The sequence below is a fragment of the Microcystis protocystis FBCC-A270 genome (assembly GCF_050500235.1).
In the GTDB taxonomy this organism is placed as follows: Bacteria; Cyanobacteriota; Cyanobacteriia; order Cyanobacteriales; family Microcystaceae; genus Microcystis; species Microcystis ichthyoblabe_A.
On record NZ_CP191407.1, the window covers coordinates 1 to 21,434 of the forward strand.

Consider the following 21,434-nt stretch of genomic DNA (forward strand, 5'->3'; position numbering starts at 1 on the left):
GTGGATAGCAGCACCCAACAACTTTGGCATAATCTCCTAGAGCGTCTAAAATTACTATTAACCCGTCCCGCTTTTGAGACTTGGTTTCAAACGGCAACGGTTAAAGAATGGCAAAACGATCGCTTAGTAATTCAGGCTGCCAATCCCTTTATTCTTAACCATCTTCAGAAAAATTATCTGTCAACAATTGCCGAAGTAGTGGAGGATATCGTCGGTTATCCCGTCGAGATTCAACTAACGGCACAACAGGGGGATTCGATCGCTATTTTCCAGCCTAACAGTAGCTTAGAATCAGAATTACCGCCCAGTAATCAACTTAACCCTAAATATAATTTTTCCCGTTTTGTTGTCGGTCCAACTAACCGCATGGCCCACGCGGCTGCTTTAGCGGTGGCGGAATTACCCGGACGCGAATTTAACCCGCTTTTTCTCTGTGGTGGTGTGGGATTAGGTAAAACCCATTTAATGCAGGCCATCGGTCATTATCGTCTGGAATTATATCCCCAATCCAAGGTTTTTTATGTATCGACGGAACAATTCACGAATGATTTAATCACCGCTATCCGTCAAGATAGTATGGAAAGTTTTCGTAATCATTATCGTCATGCTGACATATTATTAGTGGATGATCTGCAATTTATTGAAGGAAAAGAATACACTCAAGAAGAATTTTTTCATACCTTTAATACCCTGCACGAAGCGGGAAAACAGGTGGTTTTAGCCTCCGATCGCCTCCCCAAACAGATTCCCAGTTTACAGGATCGTTTAATTTCTCGCTTTTCTATGGGATTAGTGGCCGATATCCAAGCACCAGATATCGAAACTCGCATGGCAATTTTACAAAAAAAGGCCGAGTACGAAAATCTGCGTCTCCCAAGAGAAGTTATCGAATATATTGCCGTTAATTATACTTCTAATATTCGCGAATTAGAGGGGGCATTAATCCGGGCTACTACTTATATTTCTATCTCCGGATTGCCGATGACGGTAGAAAATATCGCGCCGGTTTTAAATCCACCAATGGCCAAAATTGCCACTTCTCCTGAGATTATTATGGCGGTAGTAGCGGAAAAATTTCAACTCTCGATCGCTGATCTAAAGGGAAATTCCCGCCGACGAGAAATTAGTTTTGCTCGACAGATTGGGATGTATTTGATGCGTCAACACACGGATTTAAGTTTACCGCGCATTGGCGAAGAATTTGGCGGCAAAGATCACACCACCGTTATTTATAGCTGTGATAAAATCAACCTTTCCCAACATCAAGATCGACAATTACAAGAAATCTTAGCGCAACTAATCGAGCGAATTAACTCCCTCAGTCGCAATCAGTAGTCGGAGGGAATTATGAATTATGAATTGGGGAGATGGGGTTTTTCAGTAAACAGTAATCAGTGAACTGAAAACTCACATCTGATAACTGATAACTGATAACTGATAACTGAGATTAACTACAGGGGAATAAACTGGCAATTGTAGCGAGGAGACGAGAGGTCATGGGTAAACTATCGATCACCATAGCTGTACATAATAACATCATGTAAAGAATGGAATATTTAAACAGCGATCGAGCCATGTCTCGATCAAAAGGATTCTGTTTTAATTGCCAAGCTTTTTTCAGGAAAACAAACCCTAAAACCAAAGCCGCTAGACCATAAACCACACCACAGGCAGCCAAGGGATAAATCAGGAGGAAAGTGAAAGGAACGACGATTAAAGTATAGAGCCAAATCTGTTCGCTAGTGGCTTCTTCTCCTTTAACTACGGGCATCATCGGGATATCCACTTCTGCATAATCATCCTTGATCATTAAAGCTAAAGCCCAAAAATGGGGAGGAGTCCAAAGAAAAATAATGGCGAATAAAATCCAGGGAATCCAACCGAGATCGCCCGTTACTGCCGCCCAACCGACGAGAGGAGGAATCGAGCCGGCTGCGCCGCCGATAACAATATTTTGGACACTATGACGCTTGAGCAGATGGGTATAAATCAGCATATAAAATGCGATACCGGTCATTGCTAAAAATCCGCTCAAAGTATTGACAAAAAAGACAAAAAGTGCTAGGGAAAGGGAAGCTAAAACGAGGGCAAAAATGAGGGCGTGGAGGGGTTGCACGCGGCCGGAGGGAATAGGACGGGCGCGGGTGCGAAGCATGGTGTGATCGATGTCGCGATCATAGATGCAGTTTAAGGTTTGAGCGGCGGCGGCGGCGAGAGTGCCACCGAGGAGAGTAAGAAAGAGTAAGAGGGGGGAAACCTGACCTTTAGAGGCGATTTCCATGGCAGCGGCCGTGGTAATCAGCAGTAGAGGAATAATTCGCGGTTTAGTGAGTTGATAATAACTTTTAGCGACTTGTAAAAAATTATCGTGGTGGCGAAGGGCTTGAGTTCCAGTCATCGTGATTAAATCCTTAGAGATGGCTTATAGGCGCGAAAGAACGATCGCGAAGGGCAAAAGTGGTAAAAGCGACGAGGGTTCCCACCAATAGCGCACCGATGCTGTGGTGGGTAATGGTTAAGGGTTCCACCTGGAGATGTAGTTTCAGGGTGGCAACGCCTAAAAACACCTGTAGGGCGACTAATCCCCCGGCGCTAAAAGCTAGTTTTTTGAGGAGAGGATGGATAGCGGCAGCTCGCCAAGCGAAGAAAACTAGGGTTAACACCGAGATAGTGGCGGGAAAAACCCCGATAATGTGGCTATTCATCACCGTGCAGAGTTGGGAAACCGTTAAACACTGATGGGCTGCCCAACGGGAACCGACGAGACCGCCGAGGAGACATTGCAGATAAACTAGACTGGTGGCGACCATTCCCATCCCGGTTAGTTTTCCGACCGTACCTGTGCCACGGTAGGGAGTCAGACCGATAGCAATGACGATTAAGGTGGCAAAAAAGAGCAAAGCTGTGGCTAAATGGGCGGTTACGATGTCAAATCGCAGTAATTGGGTGACGGTTAGTCCTCCCAGGACTCCTTGCAGGAGAATTAAAGCCAAGGCGGCGATCGCAGATGGCAACAGCCAAGTAGGAAGATGGCGACGATACCACCAAGACAGACCGACGAGAGCGATCGTACTAAACCCGATCAAAGAGGCATCGAGACGATGAAACCACTCCAGAAATACCTGTAGATTCATCTGCTGACTGGGAATCCATTGACCGTAACAGAGGGGCCAATCGGGACAAGCTAAACCGGCGTTCATAACTCTGGTGGCAGCGCCCACCACCATGAGGGCGAAAGTAGCGATCGCAATTTTCCAGACTAAGCGGCGCATCCACACCTGAATATTGCCGGTTTCTCTTAGGGGTGTCGGGTTAAAAACAGATTCGGTCATCGGTTTGCCTGTTCTCAAGGAGTCTGTCATCAAAGATCCTGGCTTGGTTTGCCAGTCAGTTATCACTGTGAATGAGTTTTTTTACGACTGGTAAAACCTTTTAGATATTCTTTAGATTTCTGGCCATTTCCGTTACATTTGTTTACATAAACTCAGAATAAAACATAAAAATTAGTTATTTTAAATACTTTCCCCGAAAACGATCCCAAAGAAAAGATAAAATTCTCAGAAGATGCTGGTTAAATTTCCCATCTATAGGGGAATCATGTTTTAGCCTTGAATAAGTAGCCACTATTAAAAATATTGAAAAGACCGTGAAAATTCCCAGCAGTATCCTGACGCTCGTACTCGGGATCACCTTAACCTTAATTAGTCTCTGGTATGGCCAAAATCATGGCTTAATGCCTGTGGCCGCTTCTGAAGATGCTCAGGAGATAGATAATATCTTTAATCTGATGATGACCATCGCCACGGGACTATTTTTAATAGTTGAAGGCGTGATTATCTATATAGTGATTCGCTTTCGCCGTAAACCGGGGGATCAAACCGACGGGCCGGCAGTGGAGGGCAATGTCCCCCTAGAAATCTTCTGGACAGCCATCCCGACGGTAATCGTTTTTATCCTTGCCGTCTATAGCTTCGAGATTTATAACAATATCGGCGGTCTCGATCCCTTGATTTCCAAGGGTGGCAAAGGAGAAATCGCCCACCACGGTCATCACCACGGCACGATGATGGCCATGGGCGGCGATCGCAGAGTAGCCCTAGGTATCGGCAATTCCTACGATGGTGAAGGAGTTCCCCCCCTAGTGGTCAATGTTAAAGGTATTCAATACGCTTGGATCTTCACCTATCCCGAAACCGGCATTGTTTCCGGAGAACTGCACGCTCCCGTCAATCGTCCCGTGCAACTGAATATGGAAGCAGGGGATGTGATCCATGCTTTCTGGGTTCCCCAATTGCGTCTAAAACAGGACGTTATCCCCGGACAGGAAACGGTGTTATCGTTCACATCCAACCAAATTGGTCAATATCCGATCATTTGTGCCGAACTTTGCGGGGCCTATCACGGCGGCATGAAATCTAGCTTTGTAGTTCACTCCCAAGCCGATTACGACCAATGGGTGCAGGATAACACAATCGCCGAAGTTGACAGCGATCGAACTGTAGCTATGACCGCTAAAGATCGCTCTGATAGTCAATATTTGACCCCCTACACCGAAGAAATGGGCATAAACGGTGAAATCCTCGCCCAAGTTGCCCATCAGCAGCAAATGTAATTTTTCTTGTCATCTAAAATCTTGGCCTTATGACAGCATCAACGGAAATAACCACCCCAGCAACCGTTCCCGAGGTGATCCATCACCGCAAGTGGACCGATTACTTTACTTTCTGCACCGATCATAAAGTCATCGGGATTCAATATCTGGTGACTGCCTTTCTTTTCTTCTTTATTGGCGGTGCTTTCGCAGAAGTGCTGCGGACAGAATTAGCCACTCCCGACCCCGATTTTGTCTCCCCAGAACTATATAACCAATTCATGACCATGCACGGAACGATCATGATCTTTCTTTGGATCGTTCCGGTTGGGGCAGGTTTTGCCAATTATCTCATTCCCCTGATGATTGGGGCCGAAGATATGGCTTTTCCTCGTCTTAACGCTGTGGCTTTCTGGCTTAACCCCCCCGGCGGGCTGCTATTATTATCCAGTTTCTTTGTCGGCGCACCCCAGTCCGGTTGGACTTCCTATCCACCTTTAAGCTTAATTAGCGGCAAATGGGGGGAAGAATTGTGGATTTTGAGCCTTTTATTGATCGGGACTTCTTCGATTTTAGGCTCGATTAATTTCATCACCACGATCCTGAAAATGCGGATTCCTGAGATGGATTTGTACAGTATGCCGCTATTTTGTTGGGCAATGCTGGCCACCTCGACTCTGGTACTGCTTTCCACTCCCGTTCTCGCTTCTGCTCTCGTTCTCTTGTCCTTTGATTTAATCGCCGGCACGAGCTTTTTTAACCCTGCCGGCGGCGGCGATCCGGTGGTTTATCAGCATATGTTCTGGTTTTACTCCCATCCTGCTGTTTATATCATGATTTTGCCCTTTTTCGGCACTATATCGGAGATATTACCGGTTCATGCGCGTAAACCGATTTTTGGTTATCGAGCGATCGCCTATTCCAGTCTCACCATCTGTTTCTTGGGTTTAATCGTCTGGGCCCACCATATGTTCACCAGCGGCACCCCCGGCTGGTTACGGATGTTTTTCATGGCGGCAACCATGTTAATCGCCGTTCCCACCGGCATTAAAATCTTTAGTTGGTGTGCCACTCTTTGGGGGGGTAAACTTAGTCTCAATACGTCTTTATTATTTGGGATCGGTTTCCTGTCTTCCTTCCTCATCGGTGGTTTGACTGGGATTATGTTGGCTTCTGTTCCCTTCGATATCCACGTCCACGATACCTATTTTGTCGTCGGTCACTTCCACTATGTACTATTTGGTGGTACAGCAATGGCCCTGTTTGCTGCCGTTTACCATTGGTTCCCGAAAATGACCGGACGGATGTATAACGAGACTCTCGGTCGTATCCACTTTGTTCTCAGTTTTATCGGTTTGAATTTAACTTTCATGCCGATGCACGAATTGGGATTATTGGGTATGAACCGTCGTATTGCCCTGTATGATGTGCAGTTTCAGGATTTAAATGTTCTTAGTACCGCAGGAGCTTATATTCTCGGTATATCGAGTATTCCCTTCGCTATTAATATGGTCTGGAGTGCCTTTAAAGGTCAACCGGCTGGTCGTAATCCTTGGCGCGCTTTAACCCTAGAATGGCAAACCTCCTCTCCCCCAATTATCGAGAATTTCGAGGAAATGCCGATTCTTTGGTCCGGCCCCTACGATTACGGTATTGATATGGAAGAATCGGAAGCAGCGGAATCAGTACAAGATCTCCTCGCTGAAGTGGGTGCTGAATCCCAATAATCAGTTATCAGTTATCAGTTATCAGTTCACTGATTGCTGTTTACCGAAAAAAAGCTTCCCACTTCCCACTTCCCACTGACAAAAAGCTCCCCGTCTCCTGTGTAAACTAAGGACATTCAATCATGCAAGGTTCAACGCTCGAAGATTCTCAACTCTCTGTCAATTATCATCAGGAAACAGTGGAACACGGACATCATGGCCACCCGGATCATCGCTTATTCGGTGTGGTTTTGTTTCTAGTGGCGGAAAGTTCCATCTTTTTAGGCTTATTTGCCGCTTTCTTGTTCTACCGTACCATGTTACCCGTTTGGCCCCCCGCCGGCACGCCAGAATTAGAGTTAACCCTACCGACAATTAACACGATTATTCTGGTGTCCAGTAGTTTTGTTATGCACATAGGACAAAAGGCGATTAAACAAAATAATAACGCCGGTTTACAATTGTGGTTCGGCATTACTGCCCTGATGGGAATTATCTTCCTTTGTGGTCAAGGATACGAATATTATCACGCTGAATTCGGTCTGACAACTAATGTTTTCACCAGCGCTTTTTATGCCTTAACCGGATTCCACGGTCTCCACGTTACTTTCGGTTTAGTGCTAATTCTATCTGTCCTCTGGCGTTCTCGTCAAAAAGACCACTATTCTAGTCAATCTCATTTTGGTGTCGAAGCGGCAGAATTATACTGGCATTTCGTCGATGTGGTCTGGATTATCCTGTTTTTACTGGTGTATATCTTGAGATAAGTAGGTAGGCGTTAAAAGTTGTCAGATAACCCCCCTTATCAAGGGGGGATTAAGGGGGGATCCCCCCGCCTATCGGCACCCCCCTTATCAAGGGGGGCAGGGGGGATCGAACCTAAAATCCATTTTTAATTTAATTATAACCAGCTACTTAATTTTTGTTATACCATTTCTCTAAATGAAAACTACACATCGAATTTAAATCCCCCTTTAAGTTCCCCTTTTTAAGGGGGATTTAGGGGGATTAAACTTCTGTAGTCAGACTTTGGAGAATTGGTATTATTTAGTAGGAGAAAAGGGCGATCAAGTGATCGCCCTTTTTTGTATATTTCAATTTACAGCAGTTATCCTATAGGTTATACTTCATTTTTATGAGAAATGCCGTAACTGGTAACTGATCACTGATAACTGATAATTAACGACGACCGAATAAACTCCAACCTTTGCCACCACTAACGGCCGGTTCAGCTTTTTCAGCGACGGAGGCAACTTCTGCGGGGGTTTCCTCATCAGAAAGATTAGAAAGATCGTAGTTTTCTACTAGGAAAAGAGACGCTTTTTCAATAGTAAAATAATCCCAGAAAAGCGTAGAAGGTAACTCTTGACCGACCCAATCTTCTAGATCACCCACCATCGTTACTGCATCGATCGAATCTAAACCATAACGGGTTAAAGGTTCAGTCACATTAATTGTTTTAGCATCCAAAGATAACTGATCAGCTAACTGTTTAACTAACCAATTTTGTACGAGATTATTAAGATTGGAGCTGGAGTTCATGGGTTTTTTCCTCGGTAGTTTGTGAATGGGCTAATTGAAAAGGCACAATCGAAAAATGTTGATTTTCTTGATATAATTTCAGCAATTCTTGGGCAACATTTTCTACATACACCTCAGATAGAGTGTAAGGCAGCGGCCGCAGAGTTCGCAGTAATCGGTGTAAACTCAACACCAACCATTCCCCCCGGGCAAAAAATTCCCCCAAGATAGAACGATTATAAAGCCAAGTGTGTAAACAAGCAGAAGCGGCGTGTAAAGTGCAGTATTTCTTGGCAATCTCGAACAATTCGGGTGATTGGTCGTGACCATACTCGAATTTCGATTGACTAATCTTTTCATCGTGAGCATTTAGTTCCTCTAAAACTAAATTACCCAACATCAATAGATTTTCTAATATCTCTGGGTCCACTTCGTCAGAATTTTTCAATCCTTCCAGTATATCAAGGGCAATTTCTAAACCTTGCAGGGAATCATCCATTCCCCGGCCAAATAATTCTAAATTATTGGGTTCAAAGGGAGGAACTGACTTTTCTAGGCTAAAAATCGCCTCTAAACGGGTTTTTAACGCCGACATGGTGCGCGAGTTGCGTTTAGCCCGATATTTGGTTAAAGGACGCAATTGTAGGATTAAAGCATGAAGATTGACGATCGAACTGCCGTCAAACATACTGATAATCGAATTATCCCGCAGTAGCTTCTGGAAGATGCCGAATTCGTGTTCTTCTCGCATATAAAAACGCGATCCCAAGACCACATAAACACTATTAACCATCTCCTCCAGACGGACAGTAACAAAATATTTTACCACCGAAGCCCAGACGCTAAACTGTTCGGGGATAATATGAAAACCTCTCGCAGCCGGAATCGTCTCGCAATCACAAATAAGGATGTCAAGGAAAGCATCCACGAGAGTGCGCCGGGGTTGGGGCAAATCCATCACATTTTTGTTATAAATTACTCGATTAACGGCAAAACCGAGGGTAGTTCTTAAAGCGGTATCGGCTGCCCCGTGGGAAAAAGCAGCGCACAACATTCGGGTAATTTGGAAACCTTTCAGGGCTAATTCTAAACCGTCTCCCTCCTCGCGTAAACGCATGGAATCAGGGACGAAACAATCCTTAAAACCAATGCCACTCATATCCGAGGCCCGCACACCATGGGTGTATATTTTCGGCAAATTATAGTATTTTTCGGGTTCTAATTGCCGTTTATCGACCATAAATAGGGTTAAACACTTCGGACCGCCGTTAGCATCGGTTTTCGCCAAAATAAAGGAAATTCCAGAGATAGTCGCCCGGTTAATCGGCCATTTCTCCCCATTGAGAATATAACCTCCTTCCACCTTCGTCGCGGTCAGATCACCATTGATCAGATCGCTGCCGTGTTCCTTTTCCGAGTAACCCAGACACATCGCCCCATAGTCATCCATGATAAAACGGGCGAGCTTCTGTTTCTGTTCTGGGGTTCCCGCCATCCAGTTTAAAAACGACCAGAATAGGGTAGTAAAAGCGATGCCGATAGTTTGATCCCGTCGAGACAGTACGCGCACAAAAGCGACAAATTCCTCAAAAGAGGTGAACTCACCGCCGCAATCCGTGGGAATGTAGTAGTGTTGGAGTTTCCAGTCGTATAACCAGCGAATTTCCTCGTGGGGAAATTCTTCGCTCTCGTCAATTTCGATCACCCGCTTGTAGGATAGAGGGTTATCGGGATTGAGAGGATCGCCTAAGTCTTTTTCCAGTGCTTCAGCAGTCCAGTATTGCTTAAGCTTTTTCATAGTGCCTCTAGGACAGATACAATGTGTTTTTCGTCAATGCCTTCGGTTAGAAGACCCGACCATGCACAAAAATTAACGACCATTCTAGACTTTTGGCCGTACAATGGCAACAATTACGCAATGTGCAACTAAAAACGACAGAATCAGGGTTCCAGAGGATACTTTGTCTCTGCCGATTTCTGAAAGCCTTGGCAATCAAGACTAAAAATACAGTGGCACAGGGTGTAAATTATGTAATTTTAAGAAGGACTAAATTATGCCCCTAGTTACCGGAAATGGCTTGAATAACATCATTACTCCATCTTTGGCATCAGCTGGAGTCACTGGATGGTATTTTGGACTCTGGGGGGATGATACCATTTATGGCTATAATGGCAACGATACCATCAATGGTGGCGATGGCAACGACAAATTATTTGGCGGCACTGGTGATGACTTTATAGACGGTGGATTTGGTTTTGATACCATTGATGGGGGTCTGGGAAATGACACGACATCCTATGCTTTCTATTCGGGACCGATCAATGCTAATTTAGCAACGGGTGTAGTGAGTTTCCCTGGTAATTCTGTCTTTACAGATACATTGATCAGTATTGAAAATCTAATTGGCACTGCTGGCAATGACACCATCATCGGGAACACTGCGAATAATTCCCTCTTCGGTGAAGCTGGTAACGACAGTATCAATGGTGGCGATGGCAACGACAAATTATTTGGCGGTACTGGTGATGACTTTATAGACGGCGGATTTGGTTTTGATACCATTGATGGGGGTCTGGGAAATGACACGACATCCTATGCTTTCTATTCGGGACCGATCAATGCTAATTTAGCAACGGGTGTAGTGAGTTTCCCTGGTAATTCTGTCTTTACAGATACATTGATCAGTATTGAAAATCTAATTGGCACTGCTGGCAATGACACCATCATCGGGAACACTGCGAATAATTCCCTCTTCGGTGAAGCTGGTAACGACAGTATCAATGGTGGCGATGGCAACGACAAATTATTTGGCGGTACTGGTGATGACTTTATAGACGGCGGATTTGGTTTTGATACCATTGATGGGGGTCTGGGAAATGACACGACATCCTATGCTTTCTATTCGGGACCGATCAATGCTAATTTAGCAACGGGTGTAGTGAGTTTCCCTGGTAATTCTGTCTTTACAGACAGATTGATCAGTATTGAAAATCTAATTGGCACTGCTGGCAATGACACCATCACTGGGAACACTGCGGATAATTCCCTCTTCGGTGAAGCTGGTAACGACACCATCAATGGTGGCGATGGTAACGACAAATTATTTGGCGGCGCTGGTAATGACTGGATAGACGGTGGATTTGGTTTTGATACCATTGATGGGGGTCTGGGAAATGACACGACATCCTATGCTTTCTATTGGGGACCGATCAATGCTAATTTATCAACGGGTGTAGTGAGTTTCCCCGGTAATTCTGTCTTTACAGATACATTGGTCAGCATCGAAAATCTAATTGGCACTGCTGGCAATGACACCATCACTGGGAACACTGCGGATAATTCCCTCTTCGGTGAAGCTGGTAACGACACCATCAATGGTGGCCTGGGTCTGGATACTCTTACTGGTGGTGCTGGAAACGATTTCTTCAGGCTCGACAACGTAGCGAACCGTGATCTGATCACCGACTTCTCTGTACCCGCTGACACGATCATTCTGGCGAACAGTCTTGACAGCACTTTGACCGGTGCCATTAATCCGGGGATCAAGGGTCTGCTCTTTAATAGTGGTAACGTGGACGGAAGTGTCCTTGACGCTGCCCAGTTCTTCCAGGGAGCTGGGTTGACTGGGGGAGTATTGGGAGACTCCTCCGGCATCTACGTCAACACTAGCAACGGCGACATCTGGTATAACGATTCCGACGTCGTCGGTAGTTACCTAATTGCCAATGTTGGGGCTGGTGCTGCAGCTGGCATGACTAATGCTGACTTCGTTTACGGGGTGTAAGTCTTAGCTAGGCATCACAGGAAAACTATGCCATGTCCCCCGCTAACGGCGGGGTTTTTTTGTCGGCCCCCCATCATTCAGTCACTAAAAATCCCAACTTTAACAGCGATATTAATCCTTTCAAAAACAGCATTATTTTTGAGTATGTATTAACCAGGTAACGAATCCTCATCAAGAATTTTCTCAATTGTCCAAGGACAATCCACTGGTAAAGTTAATCCACTTTTGCGGCTCGCTTTTCCCAGAGCTTTTTGATAACTGAACTTCCCCCATACATATATACTATAATAGCCGAAAACCCTTATCCATCAATGGATACGCCCCTTAACTTTTCTTAATGTACCCATGTAATTTGTAACATTTCTTAATGGACAAGAATTCTCTCTATTTGCTAGAATGATAGCCATGTATATAGAAAAAGTTCCTAACCGTAATTCCCCCCCCGCCGTTCTTCTTCGGGAGTCCTACCGAGAAGGAGATCAAGTCAAAAAAAGAACCCTGGCCAATCTCTCAAAATTACCCGATGATATTATCGACAATTTGAAACTGGCTCTTAAAGGCGCAACACTGTCCATGACTGAAGGCATTCCCAATCATTTTGAAGTGATTAGAAGTCTTCCTCATGGTCATGTAATGGCTATTTTAGAGACGATTAAAAAATTAGGTTTAGATAAAATAATCAGTGAAAAATCCTCACGAATCAGAAACTTAGTGGTGGCGATGATTGTGGCAAGAATCATCAATCCTAAATCGAAACTAGCCACAGCGAGAGGGTTTAATAGCGAGACTTGTAGTCAGAGTTTAGGACAATTGTTAGACTTAGAGAAAGCCGATGAAGACGAATTATATAACGCCTTAGATTGGTTATTAGAAAAACAAGAGAAAATTGAGAAGCACCTAGCAATTAAACACTTAGAATCAGGAACATTAGTCTTGTATGATGTCACTTCTACCTACCTAGAAGAAAATGGTTGTGAACTGGGAAAATATGGTTATAACCGAGATAAAAAGAAAGGGAAAACTCAGATAGTTTTTGGTCTGCTCTGTTCAGCCAAGGGTTGTCCGATAGCGGTAGAAGTATTTGCAGGAAACACTTCAGACGGTGCTACTTTAAGCGGACAAATTGAGAAAGTCAGAAAGGGTTGGGGGATTGAGAATGTTGTCTGGGTAAGCGATAGAGGAATTTTAACCAACTCGAAAATCAACGAATTAGTAAAACCCATAGAAGGATTAGACTATATTACTGGTTTAACTAAGCCTCAAATTCGGAAACTGGCTGAGGTAGAAGTGATTCAATTAGGATTATTTGATCAGGTAAACTTGGTGGAATTTGAGAGTGAAGATTATCCCGATGAAAGATTAATTGCTTGTCGGAATCCCTTAATCGCCCAGAAAAATCAACTACAAAGAGAGGCATTATTAGAAGCGGTAGAGAAGGAACTAGATTTGATTGTTCAGGCGACTCAAAGGGAGAAAAGAGCTTTAAAGGGTCAAGATAAGATAGCTTTGAGAGTGGGCAAGATTCTTAATCAGTTTAAGGTCAATAAATACTATAACTTAGAGATAACAGAGGAAGGCTTTTCTTATCAGCGTCAGCGGGAATTAATCGCTCAAGAAACGGCTTTGGATGGTGTGTATGTGTTAAGAACTTCTCTGGAGTCAACTTTGATGGATGCAGCGACGACGGTTAAAGCTTATAAAAGTTTGTCTCAAGTGGAGGAGGCATTTCGCTGTTATAAGTCAATTGATTTAAAGGTACGTCCTATATATCATTATCAGGGTGATAGAGTCAAAGCTCATATCTTTTTATGTATGTTGGCTTATTATGTGGAATGGCATTTAAAACAGTGCTTGGCTCCTTTGTTATTTGAGGATGAAGAAATTGATGATGGTTCTCTGAATGTGATTAAAGCGAGTCGCAGTGAATCCGCTCAGTCTAAAGAGAGAAAAAAACGGAATCAAGAGAACTTTCCTGTGCATAGCTTTCGGACTTTGTTGGAAGACTTGGGGACAATTTGCTTGAATACAGTGGAATGTACGATTAGAGAGGGAAGTTATCGTTTTTCTAAGATAACTCGACCGACCCAACTGCAACAAAAAGCGTTAGATTTATTGGGAGTTTCCCTGATTTGTACCCAGTAACGGGGCGGCGGAAATTCTCTTAATCCCTTCTACAGCATAGGTTATGGCCTTTTGTCAACGGGGAAGTCCAGAAATACAATCGACCTAACATTGCATTGACGGCATAACTAGCTTGATGATCTGACATAATGATAAGTAGTCGTGCAAAATTAATTTCCTAGTGAAGATAGGCAAAAGGCAAAAGGCAGGAGGCAAGAGGTGGTTAGATATGTGTAGTTAATTTTGCTTAGGTACTTAATAGAGGGGCTCTTCTGGTTTCTGTGTGGAAACGAGGTCTATACTGATAGTTTCTTCGACAAAATAGTCCTAAAAGTGTTACCCGATAAGCATTTCACGATTCCATAAGCAAAAATTATCACACAAAGTCGAGAAGAGCCATAGAGGGAATTAATAGAAGAAAAATAACCGCATTAAATTAGTTAAAAACGCTCATTTTCTAGCCATTGTTCTAAATCCTCTACTGACTGAAAATCTAATAAAGCTTCTCCTAAGTTTTCTAAATTTTCTAGAGAAAGACTTTGGATATTGGCGGATAATTCGGCAGAAATGCCACCTATACGCCGATTTAATTGACGTAGAAGCAAATTGATGGCTTCTTCTTGTCTTCCTTCCCCTTTGATTTCCTGATAGATGACAGATTCTTTCATAATGTCCTTCCTCAACAATTGTTGAATGATGTCTTTGTTTAATACTAATCCGGCGAGAATTGCTGTGGAGGCAGCCAGATTGCTTTGTTCTCGACTGTCGCTGATTTGTTCGATTTTTTGGGCGATTTGCCGCAGTAAATTCTCTTGCTCCTCAGCTTGAGCTAGTATAGCAAAGGGCAATAGTCCCGGTGCTTGCAATAAGGGTTGATAGGGTTGTTCCCATAGTCTAATCACCTCAAATTGATGATAAGTTTTTCCCTGTTGATAGTCATTCTGTCTGACTAGGGGTAAGGTACTTTTCCTTAGATAAATCACTACCTGATAGATAGGTTTGCCTTGATAGCGTCGATAGAGTCTTGTGGCATAATCGAGCATTCTATAGGGAATATCCTCTTTAGGGTCGGTTTGGAACTCAATATGTAAGATTAGTTCTTCTGACTCCAAAAAGATTAAACTATCGGCTCTTATCGGCTCTAATGATAACTCTGAGGGTTTAATTTCGGTTAAATCCAAAGGTTTACCTAATAACCAAGTGGCTAAATCTCTCGAATATTCCAGGGCGATAAATTTACAAGTAGAATCATACATCAGTCTTGACTATATTTTACTCAAAAATAGAGATAAATAGACTAAAGCCTGGTAAGACATCCTCTCCGCTGAAATTAGCGGGTAGTTCCATAATTTCTACGGGTTGCTGAGGACGATAAATTTCCACCTGTTGTTGTTGAGGATTAACTAGCCAACCTAATCGCAAACCACTGTGAAGATATTCCCGCATTTTAGCTTGAATTTCCGGGAGGGAATCGCTACGGGAGCGCAGTTCAATGACGAAATCAGGACAAATAGGCGGAAATTTCTCCTGTTCTTCTCGACTCAGAGCTTGCCAACGAGTTAAACTCACCCAAGCGGCATCGGGAGCGCGATCTCCCCCCTTCGGTAAACGAAAAATCGTCGCCGAACTAAAGACTTTACCCAATCGGGTTTGATGATTCCACAACCAAAGCAAACTAATAAAATCGGCCTCTCGGTTGCCGCTAATTCCCCCAACAGGTGGCATCACAATTAATTCTCCTTGAACGTTTCTTTCCAATTGCCAATCTGGGTTAACTTGACAGAGACGGTAAAACTGCTCATCGGTGAGATTGACTGTATCTAAGTTTAAAATCACTGCTGCCATAGCTATATTTCACCCTAGAAAACACTCTAGTCTTAATTATAGTCAATTAGATTCCCCGCCAGATTGCGATCGCACCGTCCCGATCTCCAGTGACTAACCAACGACCATCTTGACTGGCAACCATTCTTAAGATGACGTTTCCCTTGAGAGTATTCAAGTGCCGACGGGTATTAACATCCCAAAATTTGACGGTTCCATCCCCGGAAGTGCTGGCCAAAACTTTGCCCCCATCGAGCAGGGCCATATCGGTAACAGCGTCGTTATGGGCGAGAATAGTAGTGGTGCCGATGCCGCTTTTCACTTGCCAACTGCGGATCGAACCGTCTTGACTAGCAGTACCGGCGATATTACCATCCTTGGAAAAAAGCACCCGATAAACGGGGAATAAATTACCCGCATAGGCACGAATAAAGCGACCAGTACTCACTTTCCACAGTTTAACGAAACCATCGTAATCGGCGCTCACAATTCCTTTCCCATCGGGACTAAATGCGATCGACTGAATCGGATGATTATGGCCGCGCAGGGTTTTTAACAGTGTACCCGTCTGAAAATCCCAGAGTTTAACTGTACGATCCCAGCTACCCGTGGCCAAAATTTTGCCATCGGGAGAAATAGCGGCATCGGTAACGAGAAAAGCATGGCCAGGATAGGTCATTTCTAATTTTCCCGTGCGCGTATTCCAGCGTTGCACTTTTCCCCCCGCATCGGCAGTTACGAAAGTCTTACCATCGGGACTAAATTGGATAGCGTTAACGGTATCACCTAGTTGCCAAGTCCTGAGAGGTTTTTGGGTTTTTAGGTCCCATTCCCTGACAGTGCCGTCAAAACTACCACTCAGCAGCCTGGAGTTATCGGGACTAATAGCCAAAGCATAGATGGGATCCTGATCGGCTTTTAAAATAGTAACCCGTTCGACCATCTGCCAAGGAACGATTTCTGCTAGGGGAGACGCTTGCGGAGTGGTGGTTTTCCCTTTTTCCTGATTAACTGCACAACCACTGGATAGCAACAGCAGCAATAATAACGATAACGTCGGTTGATAAAGGGTTATTTTCATAGAATTTTGTCGTTGTCAAAATCATCTTAAACTACTTTAAACTTGAACGGGTAGAATTTGAATAGAATAACGACAACGAGGAACAAGATAAATGACAAATTCTTGATTGGTTGTGTTAGCTTCTTCCAGAACATTCTGTAAATTTTCACCGTGAGCAATGACCCCTTTTTCATTATAGGCAATGTATTGATTTTTATACAAATCAAGCACGTTGTCACGATTTTTGTTTAACCAACGTAACATTTCTTGGGCTTGTTCTTGAGAGATTGAGTCTGTCATAATCTTTCTAAGGAGAGACGGTTTTTATGAGAAGAAAAGCATCACTAATCAGTTTATTTTTGTCAATTAAAGCTTCTATTTGCTCCGATTGATAACAAGCTGATTCGACTTCTAAAGAAGCGGCATCCAAAGCATTAAGATAAGCATCGTTTAAAGTGTCTGTTAATTCTTCATCACTTAAATAATATCCTGCCGCTTTTCGGCGTTTATTTTGGCGTTGAATTTCTCTAACACTATTGCGAATGGAGACATCCCAAGAACGAGTGGTTCGGTTTTCTGCCTGTTGTTTAATTAAATGAAGTAATAAGATAACAGCATAACTACGAATGGTGCTAATAATCCCATTTTTGCTCATATCTTCAAGTTCTTCTACAATCGCCAGTGAACCTTTAATATCACCTTTTAAGAGCAAAGCTTTTAATTCTAAAAGTTCTTCCATAATCCAATTTCTTCCCCAAATACCCCTTAATTATATCTTGCCACAAGTTTCTCTATCCCAAAGCTCATTTAAGGCCATCTTGAGCAAAAAATTAATCATTTTTTCATCTAGTTTGAGGTTTTCTGTGCTATGCCATGGTTGTTTATCTAAAAATGGAGTTTTTAATTATGACTCAAAAATTAGCAAAAATGATTGATTTGCCGGGGGAGGTAAGCATAGCTTATTAAAACTCTCAATTGCTTCCTCTGTCTTGGCGGTGAGTGCTTTGATAGTCACCCCTGTACAAGCAGCAAATTTGATTCAAAATGGCAGTTTTGAGACGGCTACCGTCAACCCTAACCCTGGTGATTTTATAAGACTTGATGCTGGTTCCACAGCAATTACAGGATGGACGGTCAGCCAAGGAACAATTGATTATATAGGAACTTATTGGCAAGCTTCTGAGGGTAGTAGAAATCTGGACCTATCTGGAGCGAATGCCGGTGGAATTCAGCAAACCTTTAACACAACTGTCGGTGAGACTTATCGGGTGACTTTTGATCTGGCGGGTAATACAGACTACAGTCCTACTATTAAAGAGATGAGAGTGAGTGCAGGAGGAAATTCTGCTGACTTTTCTTTTGATATAACAGGAAAAAGCACTACAAATATGGGATGGCTATCAAAATCTTGGGATTTTACCGCTAACAGTACAACCACTACCCTTGAGTTTATCAGTTTAACTAATAGCTTTGATGGTCCTGCGTTGGATAATGTCTCAGTGATAGCTCTTTCCCCTCCTCCTACTTCTATTCCCGAACCTTCATCAGTGCTAGGATTATTGAGTTTAGGAGTATTAGGAATTAGTTCTGCTTTAAAACGTCAATCTTAATCTATTTTTATCTTTTTAACCCATCTAAACTAGGTGGGTTAAATTGAATATTCAGATAGGCTTAAAATCGGTGAATAATTTGAATTTTGCGGCACATTTTTAATAATATGCTAGGATAGTATTGATGTTTTAGGAGGTAACAACCTATGCAGTTAGAAGATTATTTTGAATTTGTAGCAGTAGATAATATTCAATTAAAAGGACATCGTATTGGCATTGAGGACGTACTGAAATACTATCGACAAGGTTATAGTCCTCAAGAAATTCTCCAAGAATTACCAACTCTAAATTTAGAAAAAATTTATGCCACTTTGACCTATTATTATCACAATCAAGCACAAATCGATCTCTATCTTGTCAAGCTAGAAAGACAACGGGAACAACATTATCAACAGTGGCTAGAAACATCATCTCCTTTAATTGATCGTTTAAGAAAAGCAAAAATTAAAAAGGAGCAGGAGTATTTACAAAAAGCATGAGAATTCGGTTTTTGCTGGATGAAAATTTATCTCCTAAGCTAAAAATAGCGGTTCAACGTATCAATTCTACTATAGATATTTTGCGAGTTGGTGATGCGGATGCACCTCTTTTAGGGACACTTGATCCTAATTTATTGCAATATTTAGAATTATCCCAGAGACTGTTAATCACTGACAATAGAAGTACCATGCCCAATCATTTAAAAGATCATTGGAACACGGGAGGTCACACTTGGGGAATTATTTGGTTACGCCCTAGCGGTACAATTAGTCAATGGGCTGAATCAATGATTTTAATCTGGGAATTAACAGAAGCTGAAGAATGGATTGATCGCTTAGATTGGATTCCTTTATGAGGAACTAAGGTGATTTTTCAAACACATTTAATCATTTATTTCGGGGCTTTTTCTGGGTTTCTTAGGGTCTTTTTCCGGGGTATTAGCGGCAGGATTTGGAGCTATTGTCGCAATTTGGGCGGCCATTCTTGTCATTGCTTGACCTTGGGCGAATTCCTGCTGTAGTTGTTCGCTAGAAGAAACCAAACGACTTAAACCCTGAATTAAGCGGATAATTTCCTGTCGCAGTTGCGGATTACCAGTAATTTCATCCACATCCGAGGTGATTTTCTGAAGATTGGCAAAAGCGGCACGAGAGGAGTCGAGGAGTTGCTGTAGGGTGACAACAGTGGCAGGATCGGAGAGATAAGCAGTAAAGTTACCCAAATTTTCGCTTAATTTAACAGCATTTGCCGAAATAGTGTTTAAATTGTCGATAATTTGGCTTTTCTGCACTTGTGTCAGAATCGGATCCAAAGCAGCGAGAGTAGTTTGTAGGCGATCGCTGGTAGTTTTGATACTATCGAGAGTGGCAATTAAACGATTTTGATTAGCTGCCAAAAAAACCCGCAGTTCTTCGGTAGTTTCTCCCACCAAAAGCAGCGTTTTTCGGGCCTCTACTAGGGTAGCGTCTAAATTTCTCAGGCCGCCACTTCCCTGTAAACTTCTCAGTAAAGTAGTCGCTTCCTGACTCAATCCCCCGACACCGGAAAGATCACTAGAAAGGCGATCGAGGGAACCGGATACTTGCGGTAAAGATTCTAGGGATCTCATACCCGAATTAAGTTTACCTAGAGTACCGCTGCGACGTACCTCGCTTAAAGCGGTGGTTGCCTCACCACTAAAGCGATCGAGTCCCCCCAAGGCATTGGCAGCGCGTTGGGTAAAGGAACGAAATCCGGCCACCATATCGGGATCGCTAACTAGATTAGAAATTCTCAGTAAAGATCTGATCAAGGTATTGACATTTAGCGCCGATTGCCCTTGTAAACGGGAACCGTTACAGATAATCACTTCCCCATTGCAGTTAGGACTCAAAGGGGGTTCTTTGACACCACCGACGGGTAAAGCTTGCAGGGGAGTAATATCGATCGTGGTTTCACCGACTAAACCGGATTGAATGGCTTCGATGAGGGAATTACTGGGAATTAGGCGATCTGCTGGCGAAATCTCCACTTCTACGGCGACTCCCTCCGGTTCTGGGGTAATTGCCGTCACTTGCCCGATTCTCACTCCCCGATAACCGACGCGGGTTCCCACCATCAGGCCACCCACATTAGGAAAAAGGAAGGTGGCTCGATAACTGCGTCCCCCGAAGCTAAAATTACTTAACCAGGCGATTAACCAGATTAATATTCCCCCCGATGTCAGTAACATTAAACCGATACCACTTTGCCGCAGAGTTGGGGAAATCCCTCGTTGTGAACCGCCAGCTTCCATAAATAATTACTCCTCATCTCTACACAGTGTCAGGATACACAAAAACAGGTTTTCTCGAAAATGATCGGTGAGTTTAACGGTTATAAACAAGTGTATCAGCTGCAGCTGGAGTTAGATAATCTGGAACAAGAAGCGATCAAAATGGCCAAAGTAGCCATTAATCTAGAACAATACCTAAAACCAATTATTGGACAGTTTCAAGGCTTGATCGATCGCGTAGTGACCATTGACGGGGAACTTTCCCGCAGTGTCAGCGAAAAAGATGCCTCTAGTTTAGCAGTTGGATAGATTTTCTTATATACTTTTTCCCCAAGTATGACAACTGGGGAAAGCTGGAACGGTGGCACACCATAAATCATCCTCTTGCCAAACAATAACTTTAATATTCATCTTTAACTTTTTTGTTCTTATACGTCGAAGTAATGATCGATATCAATCGGGAACCACTCCCCATCTAATACCTGTTCGAGGGAGAAAGGAGGCTCGACAGGAATCGCATCGCCAGTGACGGTTTTCGCTTGTATTAGGGTTTTTCGAGCATTCGAGTAGGCTTTTTGAAAATAATCCCGCGCATGGTTACTGAGAGTAGTGGTTTCTAGCCACTCTCCTAGTTGAGTTCGGAAACTGGCGATTTCTCCTACCCAGTGACAGACGTTGCGTTCTCGCTCCCGTTCCGATCTGTGATAAGCTAACTTAAACAGGTGTTCGATAAGCTGGGTTAATAAACTTTCTACAGCCCGTCTGTCACTTTTCCCCATGCACTCCACTTCCTCGATCAGATTTTCCCAGTCCACCTCATCAAACTTTTTTAGCTTTAAAAGTTCGGCGGTTTTTGAAGCCCAGAGAACAAAATCCTGATCGTATAAGGCTTTCATTGATAAAGCTGTTTCTACTGCCATAGTTTCGTTCCCACTGATCATAAAACTATGTCTTTAGCTTAACTTTACTAGCGCAAACCTTTT

The 21,434-nt window shown here is 43.3% G+C and carries 21 protein-coding genes and 2 pseudogenes; 10 read left to right on the forward strand and 13 right to left on the reverse strand.

Translation table 11 applies throughout. The features are described from left to right. Nucleotides 1–1,335 carry a chromosomal replication initiator protein DnaA gene (gene dnaA / locus ACQY1X_RS00005; protein ID WP_002792753.1) on the forward strand — a complete coding sequence of 445 codons (1,335 nt, stop codon included), beginning with the start codon at nt 1–3 and terminating at the stop codon, nt 1,333–1,335. 112 nt (nt 1,336–1,447) lie between these two features. Here the strand turns inward: dnaA and ACQY1X_RS00010 are convergent, their stop codons facing one another. Both ACQY1X_RS00010 and ACQY1X_RS00015 read right to left on the reverse strand, forming a co-directional pair. Then, nucleotides 1,448–2,398, reverse strand: coding sequence for a heme o synthase (locus ACQY1X_RS00010; protein ID WP_016516960.1), 951 nt, complete (start codon nt 2,396–2,398; stop codon nt 1,448–1,450). A gap of 13 nt (nt 2,399–2,411) precedes the next feature. After that, nucleotides 2,412–3,332, reverse strand: a complete 921-nt coding sequence (locus ACQY1X_RS00015) for a COX15/CtaA family protein (protein WP_430013706.1) — start codon at nt 3,330–3,332, stop codon at nt 2,412–2,414. Nucleotides 3,333–3,646: 314 nt separating this feature from the next. Between ACQY1X_RS00015 and ACQY1X_RS00020 the strand changes: the two genes are divergently transcribed. The 3 genes from ACQY1X_RS00020 (at nt 3,647) to ACQY1X_RS00030 (ending at nt 7,064) form a co-directional block, all read left to right on the forward strand. After that, on the forward strand, nt 3,647–4,612 hold the full coding sequence (locus tag ACQY1X_RS00020; protein WP_002778178.1) for a cytochrome c oxidase subunit II: 966 nt from the start codon (nt 3,647–3,649) through the stop codon (nt 4,610–4,612). Between the two features lie 29 nt (nt 4,613–4,641). Continuing rightward, a complete protein-coding gene (gene ctaD / locus ACQY1X_RS00025; protein ID WP_002738565.1) occupies nt 4,642–6,318 on the forward strand; it encodes a cytochrome c oxidase subunit I in 1,677 nt (558 codons plus the stop codon). 122 nt (nt 6,319–6,440) lie between these two features. After that, complete coding sequence (locus ACQY1X_RS00030; protein ID WP_002738397.1) at nt 6,441–7,064, forward strand: cytochrome c oxidase subunit 3; 624 nt, start codon at nt 6,441–6,443, stop codon at nt 7,062–7,064. Between the two features lie 412 nt (nt 7,065–7,476). On the opposite strand, the gene ACQY1X_RS00035 is transcribed toward ACQY1X_RS00030, so the two are convergent. Both ACQY1X_RS00035 and ACQY1X_RS00040 read right to left on the reverse strand, forming a co-directional pair. Then, nucleotides 7,477–7,839 (reverse strand): acyl carrier protein, encoded by a 363-nt coding sequence (locus ACQY1X_RS00035; protein WP_430013092.1) that lies wholly within the window; start codon nt 7,837–7,839, stop codon nt 7,477–7,479. Then, nucleotides 7,817–9,616, reverse strand: coding sequence for an acyl-CoA dehydrogenase family protein (locus ACQY1X_RS00040; RefSeq protein ID WP_430015237.1), 1,800 nt, complete (start codon nt 9,614–9,616; stop codon nt 7,817–7,819). The genes ACQY1X_RS00035 and ACQY1X_RS00040 overlap by 23 nt, the downstream gene beginning before the upstream one ends. Before the next feature lie 256 nt (nt 9,617–9,872). Between ACQY1X_RS00040 and ACQY1X_RS00045 the strand changes: the two genes are divergently transcribed. Further along, nucleotides 9,873–11,603, forward strand: a complete 1,731-nt coding sequence (locus tag ACQY1X_RS00045) for a calcium-binding protein (RefSeq protein WP_430015238.1) — start codon at nt 9,873–9,875, stop codon at nt 11,601–11,603. A gap of 149 nt (nt 11,604–11,752) precedes the next feature. On the opposite strand, the gene ACQY1X_RS00050 is transcribed toward ACQY1X_RS00045, so the two are convergent. Then, entirely contained in the window at nt 11,753–11,908 is a 156-nt protein-coding gene (locus ACQY1X_RS00050) for a DUF29 family protein (protein ID WP_353847178.1), read from the reverse strand. Nucleotides 11,909–12,008: 100 nt separating this feature from the next. Between ACQY1X_RS00050 and ACQY1X_RS00055 the strand changes: the two genes are divergently transcribed. Then, a complete protein-coding gene (locus tag ACQY1X_RS00055) occupies nt 12,009–13,745 on the forward strand; it encodes an IS1634 family transposase (protein ID WP_430015754.1) in 1,737 nt (578 codons plus the stop codon). Between the two features lie 419 nt (nt 13,746–14,164). Here the strand turns inward: ACQY1X_RS00055 and ACQY1X_RS00060 are convergent, their stop codons facing one another. The 5 genes from ACQY1X_RS00060 to ACQY1X_RS00080 are packed head-to-tail and all read right to left on the reverse strand — an operon-like array spanning nt 14,165 to nt 17,347. Further along, complete coding sequence (locus ACQY1X_RS00060; RefSeq protein ID WP_123230918.1) at nt 14,165–14,980, reverse strand: DUF4351 domain-containing protein; 816 nt, start codon at nt 14,978–14,980, stop codon at nt 14,165–14,167. Nucleotides 14,981–14,996: 16 nt separating this feature from the next. Continuing rightward, nucleotides 14,997–15,569, reverse strand: a complete 573-nt coding sequence (locus ACQY1X_RS00065) for a Uma2 family endonuclease (RefSeq protein WP_430015239.1) — start codon at nt 15,567–15,569, stop codon at nt 14,997–14,999. Nucleotides 15,570–15,615: 46 nt separating this feature from the next. Beyond that, complete coding sequence (locus ACQY1X_RS00070) at nt 15,616–16,629, reverse strand: WD40 repeat domain-containing protein (RefSeq protein ID WP_430015240.1); 1,014 nt, start codon at nt 16,627–16,629, stop codon at nt 15,616–15,618. Nucleotides 16,630–16,665: 36 nt separating this feature from the next. Then, nucleotides 16,666–16,908, reverse strand: coding sequence for a DUF5678 domain-containing protein (locus ACQY1X_RS00075; protein ID WP_002777077.1), 243 nt, complete (start codon nt 16,906–16,908; stop codon nt 16,666–16,668). A 7-nt stretch (nt 16,909–16,915) separates the two neighbouring features. Continuing rightward, nucleotides 16,916–17,347, reverse strand: coding sequence for a DUF29 family protein (locus tag ACQY1X_RS00080; RefSeq protein WP_002777075.1), 432 nt, complete (start codon nt 17,345–17,347; stop codon nt 16,916–16,918). A gap of 256 nt (nt 17,348–17,603) precedes the next feature. Here ACQY1X_RS00080 and ACQY1X_RS00085 point away from each other — a divergent pair, with 256 nt between their 5' ends. The 3 genes from ACQY1X_RS00085 (at nt 17,604) to ACQY1X_RS00095 (ending at nt 19,053) form a co-directional block, all read left to right on the forward strand. Beyond that, nucleotides 17,604–18,218: a choice-of-anchor C family PEP-CTERM protein gene (locus ACQY1X_RS00085; protein WP_230458632.1), complete on the forward strand. Its 615-nt coding sequence runs from the start codon at nt 17,604–17,606 to the stop codon at nt 18,216–18,218. 146 nt (nt 18,219–18,364) lie between these two features. Beyond that, nucleotides 18,365–18,697: a DUF433 domain-containing protein gene (locus tag ACQY1X_RS00090; protein WP_002750711.1), complete on the forward strand. Its 333-nt coding sequence runs from the start codon at nt 18,365–18,367 to the stop codon at nt 18,695–18,697. Continuing rightward, a complete protein-coding gene (locus tag ACQY1X_RS00095; RefSeq protein ID WP_430013713.1) occupies nt 18,694–19,053 on the forward strand; it encodes a DUF5615 family PIN-like protein in 360 nt (119 codons plus the stop codon). Before ACQY1X_RS00090 ends, ACQY1X_RS00095 begins: the two co-directional genes overlap by 4 nt. Nucleotides 19,054–19,080: 27 nt before the next feature. Here ACQY1X_RS00095 and ACQY1X_RS00100 read toward each other — a convergent pair whose 3' ends face one another. Beyond that, the gene (locus ACQY1X_RS00100) at nt 19,081–20,472 is read right to left on the reverse strand and encodes an MlaD family protein (protein WP_430015241.1); all 1,392 of its coding nucleotides are present in this window, start codon (nt 20,470–20,472) and stop codon (nt 19,081–19,083) included. 30 nt (nt 20,473–20,502) lie between these two features. Here ACQY1X_RS00100 and ACQY1X_RS00105 point away from each other — a divergent pair. Then, nucleotides 20,503–20,739, forward strand: a pseudogene (locus tag ACQY1X_RS00105) (formylglycine-generating enzyme family protein); the annotation flags it as partial. A gap of 33 nt (nt 20,740–20,772) precedes the next feature. On the opposite strand, the pseudogene ACQY1X_RS00110 reads toward ACQY1X_RS00105, so the two are convergent. Both ACQY1X_RS00110 and ACQY1X_RS00115 read right to left on the reverse strand, forming a co-directional pair. Further along, nucleotides 20,773–20,862 (reverse strand): annotated as a pseudogene (locus ACQY1X_RS00110) (type II toxin-antitoxin system HicB family antitoxin); the annotation flags it as partial. A 17-nt stretch (nt 20,863–20,879) separates the two neighbouring features. Beyond that, nucleotides 20,880–21,371, reverse strand: coding sequence for a DUF29 domain-containing protein (locus ACQY1X_RS00115; protein WP_002750720.1), 492 nt, complete (start codon nt 21,369–21,371; stop codon nt 20,880–20,882). Nucleotides 21,372–21,434 lie beyond the last annotated feature (63 nt).